Here is a 15,378-nt window from a genome sequence, read left to right on the forward strand (position 1 = left end):
CCCCTGGACCTCGCCCGCCCCCGCCGTCGCGCGGGACGGCGGCGCGGATCCCTGGCCGGCTGGAAGTTCGTCAGCCCCTTCATGGCCCTGTTCGCGCTGGTCTTCCTCGCCCCGATCGGCTACTCGATCTACCTGAGCCTGTACAAGACCCAGCTGATCGGCGGCACGCATTTCGTCGGCCTGCAGAACTACTCCGACGCCTTCCAGGACTCGCAGTTCTGGACGTCCTTCTCCCGCGTCGCGTTGTTCCTGGTCGTCCAGGTCCCGATCATGCTCGGGCTGGCGCTGTTTCTGGCCTTGGCCATCGACAGCGGCCGGCTCTACGGAGCGGCGTTCTTCCGAATATCGGTGTTCATGCCCTACGCGGTCCCCGCCGTCGTCGCCACCTTGATGTGGAGCTTCATGTACGGGACCCAGTTCGGCCTGGTGCGCGACATCGACAAGCACTTCGGCGTCACGCTGCCCGATCCGCTGTCCCCGCACCTGATCCTGGCCTCCATCGGCAACATCGTGACCTGGGAGTGGGTCGGCTACAACATGCTGATCCTGTACTCGGCGCTGCGGGTGGTGAACCCCTCGCTGTACGAGGCGGCGGCCATCGAGGGCGCCGGCCAGTTCCGCATCATCTGGTCCATCAAGCTCCCGGCGCTGCGTCCGGCCCTGGTGATCGCCACCATCTTCTCGATCATCGGCAGCTTCCAGCTGTTCAACGAGCCCAGCATCCTCAAGCACCTGGCGCCGAACGCGATCACCACGTTCTACACCCCGAACTACTACGCCTACTCGCTGTCCTTCGACGGCCAGCAGTTCAACTACTCCGCGACGGTCGCCATCATCATGGGCGTGGTCACGATGATCATCGCCTACGCCGTCCAGCTGCGCGGCATGCGAAAGGCGGTCTGAGCCGTGACGACGGAGCCTTTGAAGACGGGGCCTTTGAAGACCGCGCAGCCTGTCCGGCCCGGCCGGCCCCGCAACTCCACGCCGCCGATCCGGGCCAAGGCCCGGCGCGCGCCGCTCAAGCGCCGCAAGAGCCTCACGCTGACCGTCCTGTGCACGGTGATGCTGCTCTACAGCCTGTTGCCGCTGGCCTGGCTGGCGATCAACGCGACCAAGAGCCAGCAGAACCTGTTCAACTCGTTCGGTTTGTGGTTCAAGGGTTTCGGCTTCTTCTCCAACCTCGGCGACACGTTCAGCTACGAGCACCACATCTTCGCCCGGTGGCTGCTCAACACCCTGCTGTACGTCGTGGTCGGGGCCGGCGGCGCGACGTTGCTGGCCACGCTGGCCGGCTACGGCCTGGCGAAGTTCGACTTCGTCGGCAAGAAGGCCGTGTTCGCCACGGTGATCGGCGCGGTCGCGGTGCCGGCCACGGCGCTGGCCGTCCCGACCTTCCTGATGTTCTCCAAGATGGGGCTCACCGACACCCCGTGGGCGATCATCATCCCGTCGCTGATCTCGCCGTTCGGTCTGTACCTGATGTGGACGTTCAGCGCCGAGGCGGTCCCGGCCGAGATCATGGAGTCGGCGCGGATGGACGGCGCCGGGGAGTTCCGCACCTTCTTCTCCGTCAGCCTGCCGCTGCTGGGTCCCGGCATCGTCACGGTGCTGCTGTTCAACGTGGTCACGACCTGGAACAACTACTTCCTGCCGCTGATCATGCTGAAGAACCAGGACTGGTATCCCCTGACGCTGGGCCTGAGCACCTGGAACGACCAGGCCCACACCGCCGGCGGGGACGTGGTGTTCAACCTCGTCATCACCGGCTCGCTGGTCACCATCATCCCGCTGATCGCGGCGTTCCTGCTGCTCCAGCGGTACTGGCAGTCGGGCCTGAGCGCCGGAAGCGTGAAAGGTTGACGGCGCCCCGGCCCGACCGCGGAACCCCCTCGAGGAAAGAGAAGGGAACAGCAATGACGATAACCCGTCGACGCGGCGTCCTGCTGGGCGCGTCCGCGCTGGCTGTGGCGCTGGCCGCGACCGCTTGCGGATCATCATCGAGCGGCGGTGGCAAGTCCTCGTCCGGCTCCTCGCAGGCCGCCTCGGTCTCCGACGCGGACCTGCAGGCGGCGCTGACCGCCGGCGGGAACCTGACGGTGTGGGCCTGGGAGCCGACGCTGAAGAAGGTGGTCGCGGACTTCCAGACCAAGTACCCGAAGGTGCACGTCAGCCTGGTCAACGCCGGGACCGGCAACGACGAGTACAAGGCGCTGCAGAACGCGGTGCAGGCCGGCAAGGGCGTCCCGGACGTCGCGCACATCGAGTACTACGCGCTGCCGCAGTTCGAGCTCACCAAGTCGGTGGTCAACCTGGACCAGTTCGGCGCGGCTTCGCTCAACGGCACCTTCACCCCGGGGCCGTGGAACTCGGTGCAGTCCGACGGCGGCGTCTACGGCCTGCCGATGGACTCCGGCCCGATGGCCCTGTTCTACAACCAGACCGTCTTCACCAAGTTCGGCATCACCACGCCCCCGGCCACCTGGGACGAGTACATCGCCGACGCGAAGAAGATCCACGCCGCCGACCCCAGCGTCTACATCACCAACGACACCGGCGACGCCGGGTTCACCACCAGCATGATCTGGCAGGCCGGCGGCAAGCCGTACTCGGTCAGCGGCACCACGGTCGGTGTGGACTTCGCCGGTGACGCCGGTACGCAGAAGTACGCGACCGCCTGGCAGCAGCTGATCGACGGCCACGACCTGGCCCCGGTCAGCTCCTGGAGCGACGCCTGGTACCAGGGCATGGCCGCCGGCAAGATCGCCTCGCTGACCATCGGGGCGTGGATGCCCAGCTCGCTGGAGTCCGGCGTGAAGTCCGGCTCCGGGCAGTGGCGGGTGGCGCCGATGCCGCAGTGGACGGCCGGCGGGAAGGTGACGTCGGAGAACGGCGGCAGCTCGCTGGCGGTGATGAAGGCGAGCACCAACCAGAAGCTGGCGTACGCGTTCCTGAAGTACGCGACCGTGGACGAGGGCGCGCAGACCCGCGTGGACAACGGGGCGTTCCCGGCGACCGTGAAGCAGCTGAACTCGCCGGACTTCCTGAACAAGACCGACCCCTACTTCGGCGACCAGAAGATCAACCAGGTGCTCGCGCAGAGCGCCGGCGAGGTCGCGCCGGGCTGGTCCTACCTGCCGTTCCAGGTCTACGCCAACAGCGTCTTCAACGACACGGCCGGCAAGGCCTACATCGGCGGCTCCTCGCTGGCCGACGGGTTGAAGGCCTGGCAGGACGCCTCGATCAAGTACGGCAAGGACCAGGGCTTCACCGTCAAGTAGCGCCTGAGGGGCCGAGCGTGCGGCCGGGTCTTGCGGTGACCCGGCCGTACCTGGGTCCTGCCGTGAAGAAGCGCGGGAACGTACAGGGAGCAAGACGAACGTGGCAGTACTCGACATCACCGACGACGGCTTCGCCCTCGACGGTCAGCCGTTCCGGATCATCGCCGGCGGCCTGCACTACTTCCGAGTCCATCCGGCGCAGTGGTCCGACCGGCTGCGCAAGGCCCGCCTCATGGGCCTGAACGCTATTGACACCTACGTGCCGTGGAACCTGCACGAGCGGCGGCGCGGCACCTTCGACTTCAGCGGGATCCTCGATCTGGCGGCGTTCCTGGACCAGGCCGCGGCCGAGGGGCTGCACGTCCTCCTGCGGCCCGGGCCCTACATCTGCGGGGAGTGGGAGGGCGGCGGGCTGCCCTCATGGCTGCTCGCCGAGCCGGACCTCGCGCTGCGGAGTACGGACCCTGCTTTCCTGGAGGCGGTCGAGGCGTATCTCGACGCGCTGCTGCCGATCGTCTTGCCGCGGCTGGGAACCCGCGGCGGGCCGATCATCGCGGTGCAGGTCGAGAACGAGTACGGGGCGTACGGATCCGACACCGCCTATATGGAGCGGCTGTATGAGGCTCTGACGTCGCGCGGTATCGACGTGCCCTTATTCACCTCCGACCAGCCCGGGGACCTGGCGGCCGGTGCGCTGCCCGGCGTGCTGGCCACCGCGAACTTCGGGAGCAAGGCGACCGCGTCGCTGGCCGCGCTGCGGGCGCAGCAGCCGACCGGGCCGCTGATGTGCACGGAGTTCTGGAACGGGTGGTTCGACGCGTGGGGCGGCGTGCACGCGCTGCGTCCCGCGGAGGACGCCGGGGCCGCGCTGGACGAGATCCTGCAGGCCGGGGCGTCGGTCAGCTTCTACATGTTCCACGGCGGCACCAACTTCGGCTTCCTGAACGGTGCCAACGACAAGGGCGCCTACCGGGCCACGGTCACGTCGTACGACTATGACGCGCCGCTGGACGAGGCCGGGGACGTGACCGAGAAGTACCGGCGGTTCCGGTCCGTCATCGGCAAGTACGAGGCGCTGCCGGAGGAGGAGATCCCCGAGGCGGGGCCGAAGCTGCCGCCGGTCGCGGTGGAGCTGCGCGAACGCGCGCCGCTGTTCGCGCCGGCGAGCCTGGCGACGCTGGGGACTGCGCAGACCGCTGATTCGCCGCTGACGATGGAGCGCTTGGGGCAGGACTTCGGGTTCGTGCTCTACGAGGCGCGGCTGCCCGCTGCCGGACCGGTGACGCTGGCGTTCGAGCAGATAGCGGACCGCGCGCAGGTGTTCGTCGACGGGCAGCCGGTCGGGGTGCTGGAGCGGGAACGGCACGAGCACGTGGTGTCGCTCGTGGTGCCGCGCGCCGGAGCCGAGCTGCGGGTGCTGGTCGAGAACCAGGGGCGGGTCAACTACGGGGTGAAGCTCGCCGATCGCAAGGGACTGATCGGCTCGGTCTACGCCGACGACGCGGTGTTGACCGGCTGGAGCTCACGGCCGCTGCCGTTGGACGAGCTGTCAGGGCTCGAATTCGGGGCGGCCGACGGGACGGCGGTCGGGCCCTGCTTCCACCGGGGCGTGTTCCGGGTGGAACGTGCGGCGGACACCTACCTGCACCTGGACGGCTGGACCAAGGGCGTGGCCTGGGTGAACGGGTTCAACCTGGGGCGCTACTGGTCGCGGGGGCCGCAGGGCTCGCTGTATGTGCCGGGGCCGGTGCTGCGCGAGGGCGAGAACGAGGTGGTGGTGCTCGAACTGCACGGCTCGCGCACGATGACGGTCGAGTTGCGGCCGGTGCCGAACTTGGGGCCGACCGAGTTGTGAACCAGTTGAGGCAAGGCGACTGAAGGCAACTGAGATAAGGCGGCTGAGATAGGGCAGACAGACGGGATAAGGCAGCTGATCTAAGCCGGCTGATGCAAGTCAGCTGAGCTGTGAGGCCGGCGGGGCCGCCGCTCGTGAGGGAGCGGCGGCCCCGCCACTGCTCGCGCCCGGTTTCACCCGGCCTTCAGCGCCGCCAACCGCTTCGCCACCTCAGCCTGGTCGGCCAGCCCCTCCAAGTCGTTGAACTGCGCGTCCAGCGACGAGGCCGCCAGCTCCTGCTGCCCCTTCACCTTCGCCTCCTCGCGGCGCACCTTCTCCTCGAAGCGGCTGACCTCGCTGGAGGGGTCCATGATGTCGATGCTCTTCAGGGCGTCGTTGACGTGCGACTGGGCCTGGGCCGACTTGGAGCGGGCGACCAGTTCGTCGCGCTTGGTCCGCAGCTGGCCCAGCTTCTCCTTCATGCTGTTCAGGCCGGTCTTCAGCTGCTCGACCACTTCCTGCTGGCCCTTGATGGTCGGGGCGGCGGCGCTCACCTGGCGTTCGGCGCCGAGCTGGCGTTCCAGGGCCACCTTGGCCAGGTTGTCGAAACGGTCGGCCTCGGTGGTGTCGCCGGAGGTGCGCAGGGTGTCCGCGCGCTGGCTGGCGGCCAGCGCCTTGTCGCCCCATTCCTTGGCGGACTTCACGTCCTCGGCGTTGTCCGCCTCCATCAGGCGCAGGTTGCCGATGGTGGTGGCGACCGCCTGTTCGGCCTCGGAGATGTTGTCGGTGTAGTCGCGGATCAGCTGGTCGAGCATCTTGCCCGGGTCCTCGGCCGAGTCCAGCAGGGCGTTGATGTTCGCCTTCGCCAGCTGCTTCACCCGGCCCAGGATGGTCTGCTTGGTCATCGTCGTGCCCTTTCCTCGTCGCTGGATCAGAACCTGCCGCATCAGAACCTGCCGCCGCCCCCGAGACGTCCTCGGGTGCCGCCGCCGCCGAAACTGCCGGGTCCGGCGCCGCCGAAGCCGCCGCCGCCGGAGGGCCAGCCGCCGCCGCGTCCGCCGCCCCGCCCGCGTCCGCCGCCCAGCAGGTCGCCGAGGATGATGCCGCCCAGGACGGCGCCGCCCATCGACCCGGACTGGCCGCCGTAGGGGGAGCGGTAGCTGTCGGCGTCGCCCTGCGCGGCGGCCATCGCCTGCCGGGCCCGGCCGTCAGCCTGCTGCGCCAGCGCCAGGGCCTGCGACGGATCGCCGCCCGCGGCCGCCGCCGACTGCTGCAACAGCCGCTTCGCCTCGGCCAGCCGGGTCCGAGCCTGGCTGCCGACGGCGCCGCGCCGGGTGGCGATGAAGTCCTCGGCGGCGGCGATCTCGCTGCGCGCCGTCAACGTCGCCTGCTCCAGCAGACTCCGGGCCCGCCGGTCGTTCTGCTCCCGCTCGCGCACCGCGTCCAGCGCCTCGTCCAACAGCGCGTCCGCCTCCTCGGCCCGCCGCAGCGCGTCGAGCGGGTCGTAGCGCCCGGACATCTCCTGCCGCAGCGTCGCCACCACCTGTCGCGCACGCGCGGCGCGCCCCGCCAAGTCCGCTGACGTCGCGGCGGCACCTTGGGACGCGGACAGGCCGTGCGCGTCGGCCAGATCGGAGTCCATCTCGGCCAGCGCCGCCGGGAGCTTCGCGGCGGCCGAGTCCAGTTCGGCCGAGCGCCGGTCGATCGCGTCCAGCAGCTGTCCGGCCTGATCGATCCCCGCCTCGGCGCCCCGGATCAGCACCGCCGAGCGCCGCCGGTCCCCGCCGTCCAGCGCCGCCCGCGCCCCGTCCAGGCTGTCGCCGGCGAACGCCAGCCGGTCGGCGATCTGCTGCGGGTGCTCGGCGATCGGGGCGGCGGCCGAGTCGGCGAAGTCGGCGCGCAGCCGCTGGAGCAGCGCCGTCGCGGCGGTGACGCGCGCCGCCTGGGCGGCGGCGGCCTGAGTCGCGGCGGCCAGCGCGGTCGGCGCGTGCTCGACCAGCGCCCGTAGCCGGTCGAACGCCTTGGCCTCGGCGTCCAGCCGGCCGTTGGCCCGCTGGCAGCGTTCGATGATCTCGGCGAGCATCCGGCGCTGCGCGGGCTCGTCCTCCGGGATCTCGTCGTCCAGCGCCTGCCGGACCCGGAACGCGGCCGTCAGCTCGTCCTTGGCCTCGGCCAGCGCCGCGGCGAACGGCGCCGCCGCCTCGTCGCCGAACTCCGCGCTGGCGAACCCGAGTTCCTCCTCGCTGGTGCGCACCGCGTCGTCGGTCGCGACCAGCGCGTGCTTGGCGGACGCGTCCAGGTCCTTGAGCGGGACCTGGTTCACCGTGCGGCCGGGCCCCGAGCCGGTGCCCGAGGCCGCCTGACGCCGCCGCGACCGGGAGTACGCGAACAGGCCCACCGCACCGGCGCCGACGACCACCACCGTGCCCGCGACCCAAGCGCCGCTGTCTGAGGACGACGAAGCGCCGGGATCGGGATGGCCCGGCGTGATCGCGACCGCCGGCACCGGCCGGCCGGTCACCACCGCGCCGATGCCGTCGGCCGCCCCGATCGCCGCGCCGGCCCAGTCGTTCTGCCGCAGCGCGGGCTCGATCGCGGTCCCGGCGACCGACGCCAGCTGCGCGGGGCTCACGCCGGAATCGGTGTCCGTGGAGTAGCCGTACTGGCGCGCATGGGTGGCGACCGCGAGCAGGACATCGTGGAGACCAAGGCCGTTCTTGGTCGCCGTCTCGTTGGCCCAGTCGACGGGCGCCTTGCCCGAGAAGTCGCGGACGTAGACCACGAACAGCTGGACGCCGTGCTGCGCGTCGAGCTGGTTCAGCGCCGTCGTGACCTGGTCCCGCCGGTCGCCGAGCGCGCCGACCTTGTCGGTGATCTGGCCGACCCGGTCGAGCTGGACGGGGGCGTCGGTGCCGATGGAGTCGGTGCTGATGACGGCCGCGGTGCCCGCCGGCGGCGCCCATCCGATGGCGGCACCGGCCAGCAGCACCAACGCCGCCGAACGGCAGGCGAGCACCCGCAGCCGTGTCGCCGTCGCCATGCCGGTCTCCCCGTGGTCCTTGTGGTGCGCCGGTCGTTCGCCGTTCGCCGTCCGCCGTTCCGTCGATCGACGGTAGGCAGCGCCTCCGGCGGCCCGCGACCGGAGTAGGCCGACCGGTCACGCACCGCGGCGCGCGCCGGGCCGAACCCGTTCGGAGCAATCCGGCCCCGAACGGAGCAACCAGACTTGATCTTCGCGGCGGCCCGTTGCCAGGCTGAGCGCTCCGTCGGATCGAGCGAAAGCCTCACTCCATGCGCCATCTCCGCCCCCGCACCCGACTCGCGACCGCCCTCGCCCTGGCGACCACCGGCCTGCTCGCCGTCCCGGCCGCCGGCGCCTCGGCCGCAGTGCGCTCCCAGCACTCGCAGGGCTCCCAGCACCTGCCGGTGCAGCAGAGCAACGGCTACGACGCCGCCTGCGGCCCGGCCGCGGACGTCGCCGCGATGGCGATGGCACTGAGCCTGGTGAACATCGGCAACGTCGCGCTGTACACCGGCGCCGGCCGCACCGGCACCGGCTGCGACGTGATCAGCGGCGACGGCCTGCCGATCGGCACCGACTTCCAGGTGATGGGCATGACCGCGGCCAACGTCGACAACCGCACGGACGAGCCGGTGGCCGTCTACTCGGATCTGACCGACGACCTCGACGCGGTCGTGGGCGCCGGTACCGACAGCGACATCAACCCGGTGGACGTGAACTTCGCCGCGTACCCGCAGGGCAGCACCCCGCCGCCGGACGACAGGGGCCTGATTCCCTCCGCGGTGTTCCACTTCCCGAAGGGCTGAGGCCGGAGGTGATCGCGGACTGATCGGCGCTCGCCGGTCAGTCCGCGTCGTTTCGTAGCGTTACGCGAGGTTTCGCGGGCTGTCGCTGTGCCCTATTCCGCCCCGGGCCCGGTGTTCAGCACCGGCTGCACATGCTGCTCACTGCACAGCACCACCAGCAGGTTCGAGACCAGCCGCGCCTTGTGGTCGTCGTCCAACACCACCCGGCCGCTCTCCCCGATATGGCTCAGCGCCGAGTCGATCATGCCGAGCGCGCCTTCCACGATCTTCGCGCGCGCCCCGACCACCGCGCTGGCCTGCTGCCGGCGCAGCATGTTGCCGGCCACTTCGGGCGCGTAGGCGATCCGGCGCAGCCGCACGTCGGTCACCACGATCCCGGCCGGCGCCAGCCGCTCGCCCAGCTCGGTACGCAGCGCCTCGGCCACCGCACCGGGGTCGCCGCTGAGCGAGAGCCGTTCCTGGCCGTGGCTGTCGTACGGGAAGCGGCTGGCCGTGTGGTGCAGCGCGGCCTGGGTCTGCAACCCGACGAAGTCGTCGTAGTCCAGGACGTCGAACACCGCCTTGGCCGTGTCCTCCACCCGCCACACCACCATCGCCGAGACCTCGACGGGATTCCCGTCCATGTCGTTGACCTTCTGGTACTCGCTGTCATTCGTCCGGATCTTCAGCGAGACCCGGTTCTTGTACGCCAGCGGGTTGACCGTGTACCAGCCGGGCTCGCGCACCGTCCCGGAATACTTGCCCAGCCGGGTCAGCACGACCGCCTCGTTCGGCCGCACGATGACCAGTGTGCGGAACAGGAACAGCCCCAACGGCGGGATCACCAGACACACCAGCGCCAGCAGCAGCCCCCTGATCCCCGACGTCCGCCACGCTTGCTTCTCTACCGACTCCACAGCACGTCCTCCCCTATGGCCGCGCAGGACTCCCCGTCCTGGTCGAACGATTCACTCTAGCCCGCCTCGCGAACGGCGGTATGAGGAGGCCGAGCCGTCTGCCGCGTCGGATATTTTCGTGATCCATGAGCCTGTACACCGCGCTGCGGCACCCGCATGTCCACCACCGGCGCCATCGCGGCCACGCCCACACCGGGCAGGAGTACATCGGGTTCAACGGACGCCTGGCAGTCTGGATCACCCACCGCTGCGGCACCATGACAGCGTTCTACATCGCCACGGTCTTCCAGCTCGGCTGGATCGGCCTGGCGCAGGCCGGCGTCCTGAGCTTCGACCCGTACCCGTTCGCCTTCCTGCTGTTCCTGTCCAGCCTGACCCAGCTGCTGCTGATGTTCGTCATCATGGTCGGCCAGCAGGTGATCGGCCAGGCCGCGGACCGCCGTGCCGAGATGACGTTCCGCGACGCCGAAGCGGTGCTGCACGCCTGCGAGCGCCTGCAGGTCCACCTGCGGGCCCAGGATCTGGCGATCCGGCACATAGTGGAGCACATGAGCACGTGCGATACCGAGTCGGTGTCCGTGAGCTGACGAAGCCAGGGGTCGGCCCACGTGCGCGGAGCCTGGTATCGAGGCGGACATCTGTTGGTCACTAGCCGCCGGCCCCGGAGTGGACACCGCCCTCGGCCATCGCGCCCCGCAGGCCGCCGAGCGCGTCCTGGACTACCACCTCGACCGGCTCCTGGGTCCCCGTTCCTGACCCGCGGATCCGCGGCCCTTCTAAAACGCTTCAGAAGCGGGCGGTGAGGGGCTCGGCGGCAGAATTCCGACACATGATCACATGCCACAGCAAGTAATACCCGGGTCTTGACACGGTCCCGACGCGAGAGCATATTCACCTCACTGAATCGGTTTATCTACCGAGCGCTCACCTGTCACCCTCATCCAGTAAGGGAGATCCAACGACGATGCGCGGATCCAGTTCGAGGTGGAAGATTCTGCTCGCCGGCGGGCTGACGCTGGCGTTCGCCGGTGTGGCGGGCGTCGCGCAGGCGGCGCCGGCGACCTCGGCGCACGGCCAGTCGCGGGCCTCGGCGGCGGCCGAGGTTACGGCCAAGGCCCCGGCCAAGGGGTCGGCCAAGGGGTCGGCCAAGGCGGCGGCCACGAAGAGCGGCCCGGTCTCCGTGGCGTACGTGGAGGTCAACAACAACAGCATGTTGAACGTGGGCAAGTACACGCTCGCCAACGGCGGGGCCAACGTCTTCGACATCGCCGTCATCTTCGCCGCCAACATCAACTACGACGGCACCAACGCCCAGCTGTACTTCAACCCGCAGGTGCAGAGCGTCCTGGACAACGCCGCGACCCAGATCCGGCCGTTGCAGGCGCAGGGCATCAAGGTCGAGCTGTCGATCCTGGGCAACCACCAGGGGGCCGGCTTCGCCAACTTCCCGTCCCAGTCGGCCGCCGCGGCGTTCGCCCAGCAGCTGTCCAACGCCGTCACGCAGTACGGCCTGGACGGCATCGACTTCGACGACGAGTACGCCGACTACGGCACCAACGGCACCGGCCAGCCCAACGCCAGCTCCTTCGTCTACCTGGTGCAGGCGCTGCGCAACGACATGCCGAACAAGCTGATCACGATGTACGACATCGGCCCGTCGGCCTCCAGCCTGACCTACAACGGCACCGACGTCGGCCCGCTGTTCAACTACGCGTGGAACCCGTACTACGACTCCTGGAACGTGCCGAGCATCAACCTGCCGAACAGCCAGCTCTCGCCGGCCGCGATCGACGTCACCTCCACCCCGTCCAGTGACGCGGCCAGCCTGGCGCAGCAGACGGTGGATGGCGGCTACGGCGTCTTCATGACGTACAACCTGGGTGCCTCAGACATCCACGACTACATATCGAGCTTCACCAACGTGCTCTACGGCAGTAACGCCGTATACAGCGGCTAAGAGCCAAGTAGTTAGGCCAAGTAGCTAAGAGCCAATCGAAAACCGCGGTGCGGGTTCCCTCCTGAGCGGGAGCCCGCACCGCGGTTTTCTCAGGACACGTACTCTTTCTCAGGGCGTGCCTTTGCGTGACCCTTCGCGCCCTTTCTCAGGACGCGTCCACGTTCTGCGGCAGCATCTTCCGCAACTCGGCCAGATCCATGGCCGGCCCGCTCAACGGCCGCTGCGCCGGGCCCGCCGTCAGGCCGGCGATGAGCAGATCGGCGTGCCGGTGCGCCAGGACCTGCTGAGCGTCCTCGGTGAACGGCCCCGGCAGCTTCTGCGAGCACCGCACCAGCACCAGCCCGATGTCGGCGAACGCCGTGTCCGCCCGCAGCCGACCGCTCCGCTGCGCCGTTTCCAGCAGTTCCTCGACGAGCCGCGCGGACGTGGTCCGCGCCTGCCTGATCTGTGGCTCGTCCAGATCGATCGCCCCCAGCAGCGCCGGGATCACCGCCGAGGTGCGCAGATCGATGACCGCGTGGATGTACGCGGCCAGCGCCTCCAGCGGATCGGCGTGCTCCCGTCGCGCTCGTTCGGCAGCCTCGGCGGTCGAGGTCAGCGCGTGCAGCACCACCGTGTGCATCAGGGTGTTGCGATCGACGAAGTGCCGGTAGAGCGTGGCGATGCCCACGTCGGACCGGCGGGCGATCTCCTCCAGCGACGCGTCCGGGCCGCGTTCCACGAACACGTCCCGGGCCGCGTCCAGCAGCCGCTCTCGATTGCGGCGTGCGTCGGCGCGCATGTGGACCCCTTCCGCCTCTGGTCGCCAGCCTATCAGTAGACGGAGGGGGCCCCTTCGCTTAGTATCGGAGGGAACCCCTTCGTTTACCGGAGGTGTGGGGGATGACCGACATGACGGCGCCGCAGGCGGCGCCCGCAGGCCTGGACCGGAGCCGGATGATCCTCGCGGTCATCGCGTCCGCGCAGCTCATGACCGCCCTGGACGCCACGATCGTGAACATCGCGCTGCCCTCGGCCCAGCACGCGCTCGGCTTCGGCGACGCCCAGCGGCAGTGGGTGGTCACCGCCTACACCGTGTGCTTCGCCGGCCTGCTGCTGTTCGGCGGCCGGGTCGCGGACCTGTTCGGCCGGCGCCGGAGCTTCCAGCTCGGGCTCGCCGGATTCGGGCTGTCCTCGTTGCTGGCCGGGCTGGCTCCGAGCCTGCCGGTGCTCGCCGCCGGCCGGGCCCTGCAAGGCGCGTTCGCCGCACTGATCACACCGAGCGTGCTGTCCCTGCTGGCGGTGACGTTCACCGGGCCGCGCGAGCGGGCTCGGGCGTTCGCCGTCTACGGAGCCGTGGCCAGCAGCGGTGCGGCGGCCGGACTGCTGCTGGGCGGCGTCATCACTGAGTACCTGGGATGGCGCTGGTGCCTGTTCGTCAACGTCGTGCTGGCCGGCGTCGTGCTCGCGGCGGGCCGGGCGGTGCTGCCGGACCAGCCGGGTTCCGCGCGGGGCGGACTGGACCCGGGCTCGGCCGTGCTGGCCACCGGCGGCCTCGCGGCCGTGGTGCTGGGCTGCGGCCAGGCGGCCCGGGACGGCTGGGCGTCGCCGGTCGTTCTCAGTGCCCTGATCGGCGGCGTCCTGCTCCTCGGGATCTTCGCCTGGAGGCAGACACAAGCGCCGGATCCCATGCTGCCGCTACGGATCATCGCCGACCGCCAGCGCGTCGGCGCCTGCCTCGCGGTCGGCACCGCGGTCATCGGGGCGTTCGGGATGTTCCTGCTGCTGACGTACCACCTGCAAGAGGTGCTGCACTACTCACCGGCGCGCGCCGGCGCCGCCGTGCTGCCGATGGCGCTGGCCAACGCGGTCAGCGGCTACCAGCTCGGGAACCGGCTGACGCTGCGCGTCGCCCCCCGATACCTGATCGCCGGCGGATTGCTGGTGGCCGCCGCCGGGCTGTTCCTGATGACCCGGCTGACCCCGGCCAGCGGCTACCTGGTGCCGATCCTGCCGGCCGAGATCCTGGTCGGCACCGGTATGGGGATGCTGTTCCCGCCGGCGTTCCAGCTCGCGATCCGCGGGGTGACACAACGGGACGCGGGTATAACCTCCGCGGTCGCCAACGCCGCCACCCAGGTCGGCAGTTCGGTCGGCACCGCGGTGCTGAACTCGCTCGCGGTCAGCGCTACGGCCGCGTATCTCGTCTCGCACCCGTCCTCCGCGTCCGGCCACCAGGCGGCGCTCGTCCACGGGTACGCCACGGCGACCGGTTGGGCCGCCGCGCTGCTGGCGCTCATGGCAGCAGGACTGTTCCTGCTCCTACGAACCGCAACCGCAACCGCAACCGCAACTACAACCACAATCGCAACCACAACGAAGGAGATCTGATGACCATCCAGCTGAACCACACCATCGTCCGGGCCCGTGACAGCCACGCTTCGGCGGCGTTCCTCGCCGGGGTCCTCGGCGTGCCGGTGGGGGCGGACGTCGGGCACTTCGTACCGGTGACCGTCGCCAACGGCGTGACCCTGGACTACATGACCGTCACCGAGCCGCAACCGCAACCCCAGCACTACGCCTTCCTCGTCGACGACGCGGACTTCGACGCCGCGTTCGCCCGCATCGAGCAGCTGGGCCTGGACTACTACGCCGAGCCCGGCGGCGACGGACACGGCCAGATCAACCACCGGTGGGGCGGGCGCGGGGTCTACTTCGACGACCCCGACGGCCACGCGATGGAGATCCTCACCCGGGTACCGTGACGTTCGGTTCGCGGACGTCGGTGAGGAACATGTGTCCGGGCGCGTGGGTGATGGCGAACGGCGGCCGGGTGGCCACCAGCGCCGCCTGAAGCGTCACCCCGCAGGCCCAGAACACCGGCACGTCGCCGGGCTCGGCTTCGGCCGGATCGCCGAAGTCGGGCCGGGCCAGGTCCCGGATGCCGAGCGCGCGCGGCGAACCGATCTGCACCGGGGCACCGTGTGAGGCCGGCATCAGGGCCGTGATCCGCCCGGCGGTCCCGACGAGTTCGGCCGGCACCGGACGCATCGAGACCACCAGCGGCCCGTGCATCCGGCCCGCCGGGCGGGCATCGCGGTTCGTCTTGTACATCGCCACGTTACGGCCCGGATACCGCCAGGGCAGCCCAGCCTGAGTCAGGGCACTGTCGAAGGTGAAGCTGCATCCGGTGAGGAAGCTCACCGAGTCCTCGCGCCACACGTCCGCGACGTCCGTGGGCTCGTCGACCAGCCGGCCGTCGCGCCACACGCGGTAGCGCGGCAGATCGGTGCGCAGATCGGCGCCCTCAGCCAGCGGCGTGTGCCGGGAGCCGGTGTCGGTGACGTCGAGCACCGGGCACGCCTCGGGGTTGCGGTGGATGAACAGCAGCACGTCGTAGGCCCAGTCGGCGGGCACGACCAGCAGGTTGGCCTGCCGGAAGCCGGGGGCCAGCCCTGAGGTGGGCTCGCTGACCCCGGTGCGGAACCTGGCCCGGAGCTCTGCTGCTGTTTCGGGCATAACCGCACGGTAAGCCGATCGCGGCGGCTCGACAACATGAGGGCATGACGGCATGGCGGCGAGGGGGCGGGGCGCCGGGGGAACAGG

14 protein-coding genes are annotated in these 15,378 nt (G+C 70.1%); 9 read left to right on the forward strand and 5 right to left on the reverse strand.

Features of this window, described 5'->3' with window-relative positions; translation table 11 throughout:
* The first annotated feature begins 3 nt into the window (after nucleotides 1-3).
* The 4 genes from KGQ19_RS41370 to KGQ19_RS41385 all read left to right on the forward strand — a co-directional run bounded on the left by KGQ19_RS41370 (nucleotide 4) and on the right by KGQ19_RS41385 (nucleotide 5,133).
* Entirely contained in the window at nucleotides 4-903 is a 900-nt protein-coding gene (locus tag KGQ19_RS41370; protein ID WP_230420249.1) for a carbohydrate ABC transporter permease, read from the forward strand.
* Between the two features lie 18 nt (nucleotides 904-921).
* Entirely contained in the window at nucleotides 922-1,860 is a 939-nt protein-coding gene (locus tag KGQ19_RS41375) for a carbohydrate ABC transporter permease (RefSeq protein ID WP_413563162.1), read from the forward strand.
* A gap of 53 nt (nucleotides 1,861-1,913) precedes the next feature.
* Nucleotides 1,914-3,278, forward strand: a complete 1,365-nt coding sequence (locus KGQ19_RS41380) for an ABC transporter substrate-binding protein (RefSeq protein ID WP_212019756.1) — start codon at nucleotides 1,914-1,916, stop codon at nucleotides 3,276-3,278.
* Between the two features lie 100 nt (nucleotides 3,279-3,378).
* A complete protein-coding gene (locus KGQ19_RS41385) occupies nucleotides 3,379-5,133 on the forward strand; it encodes a glycoside hydrolase family 35 protein (RefSeq protein ID WP_212019758.1) in 1,755 nt (584 codons plus the stop codon).
* 173 nt (nucleotides 5,134-5,306) lie between these two features.
* On the opposite strand, the gene KGQ19_RS41390 is transcribed toward KGQ19_RS41385, so the two are convergent.
* Together KGQ19_RS41390 and KGQ19_RS41395 are read right to left on the reverse strand one after the other, a co-directional pair.
* Nucleotides 5,307-6,017, reverse strand: a complete 711-nt coding sequence (locus KGQ19_RS41390) for a PspA/IM30 family protein (RefSeq protein ID WP_212019760.1) — start codon at nucleotides 6,015-6,017, stop codon at nucleotides 5,307-5,309.
* A gap of 41 nt (nucleotides 6,018-6,058) precedes the next feature.
* Nucleotides 6,059-8,152 carry a TPM domain-containing protein gene (locus KGQ19_RS41395; RefSeq protein WP_212019762.1) on the reverse strand — a complete coding sequence of 698 codons (2,094 nt, stop codon included), beginning with the start codon at nucleotides 8,150-8,152 and terminating at the stop codon, nucleotides 6,059-6,061.
* 251 nt (nucleotides 8,153-8,403) lie between these two features.
* Between KGQ19_RS41395 and KGQ19_RS41400 the strand changes: the two genes are divergently transcribed.
* On the forward strand, nucleotides 8,404-8,940 hold the full coding sequence (locus KGQ19_RS41400; protein WP_212019764.1) for a hypothetical protein: 537 nt from the start codon (nucleotides 8,404-8,406) through the stop codon (nucleotides 8,938-8,940).
* A gap of 92 nt (nucleotides 8,941-9,032) precedes the next feature.
* On the opposite strand, the gene KGQ19_RS41405 is transcribed toward KGQ19_RS41400, so the two are convergent.
* Nucleotides 9,033-9,836, reverse strand: a complete 804-nt coding sequence (locus tag KGQ19_RS41405) for an SPFH domain-containing protein (RefSeq protein WP_212019766.1) — start codon at nucleotides 9,834-9,836, stop codon at nucleotides 9,033-9,035.
* 125 nt (nucleotides 9,837-9,961) lie between these two features.
* Here KGQ19_RS41405 and KGQ19_RS41410 point away from each other — a divergent pair, with 125 nt between their 5' ends.
* Both KGQ19_RS41410 and KGQ19_RS41415 read left to right on the forward strand, forming a co-directional pair.
* The gene (locus tag KGQ19_RS41410) at nucleotides 9,962-10,423 is read left to right on the forward strand and encodes a DUF1003 domain-containing protein (protein WP_212019768.1); all 462 of its coding nucleotides are present in this window, start codon (nucleotides 9,962-9,964) and stop codon (nucleotides 10,421-10,423) included.
* A gap of 377 nt (nucleotides 10,424-10,800) precedes the next feature.
* Nucleotides 10,801-11,793, forward strand: a complete 993-nt coding sequence (locus tag KGQ19_RS41415) for an endo-beta-N-acetylglucosaminidase H (protein ID WP_212019770.1) — start codon at nucleotides 10,801-10,803, stop codon at nucleotides 11,791-11,793.
* Between the two features lie 145 nt (nucleotides 11,794-11,938).
* On the opposite strand, the gene KGQ19_RS41420 is transcribed toward KGQ19_RS41415, so the two are convergent.
* On the reverse strand, nucleotides 11,939-12,574 hold the full coding sequence (locus KGQ19_RS41420) for a TetR/AcrR family transcriptional regulator (RefSeq protein WP_212019772.1): 636 nt from the start codon (nucleotides 12,572-12,574) through the stop codon (nucleotides 11,939-11,941).
* Between the two features lie 101 nt (nucleotides 12,575-12,675).
* On the opposite strand from KGQ19_RS41420, the gene KGQ19_RS41425 reads away from it, so the two are divergent.
* On the forward strand, nucleotides 12,676-14,163 hold the full coding sequence (locus KGQ19_RS41425; protein WP_212019774.1) for an MFS transporter: 1,488 nt from the start codon (nucleotides 12,676-12,678) through the stop codon (nucleotides 14,161-14,163).
* Nucleotides 14,163-14,537 (forward strand): VOC family protein, encoded by a 375-nt coding sequence (locus tag KGQ19_RS41430; protein ID WP_230420248.1) that lies wholly within the window; start codon nucleotides 14,163-14,165, stop codon nucleotides 14,535-14,537. Before KGQ19_RS41425 ends, KGQ19_RS41430 begins: the two co-directional genes overlap by 1 nt.
* On the opposite strand, the gene KGQ19_RS41435 is transcribed toward KGQ19_RS41430, so the two are convergent.
* Nucleotides 14,521-15,291, reverse strand: a complete 771-nt coding sequence (locus KGQ19_RS41435; RefSeq protein WP_212019776.1) for a putative hydro-lyase — start codon at nucleotides 15,289-15,291, stop codon at nucleotides 14,521-14,523. The genes KGQ19_RS41430 and KGQ19_RS41435 overlap by 17 nt on opposite strands.
* Nucleotides 15,292-15,378: the final 87 nt, after the last annotated feature.

Origin of the sequence: Catenulispora pinistramenti (genome assembly GCF_018274385.1) — a bacterium.
GTDB lineage: Bacteria > Actinomycetota > Actinomycetes > Streptomycetales > Catenulisporaceae > Catenulispora > Catenulispora pinistramenti.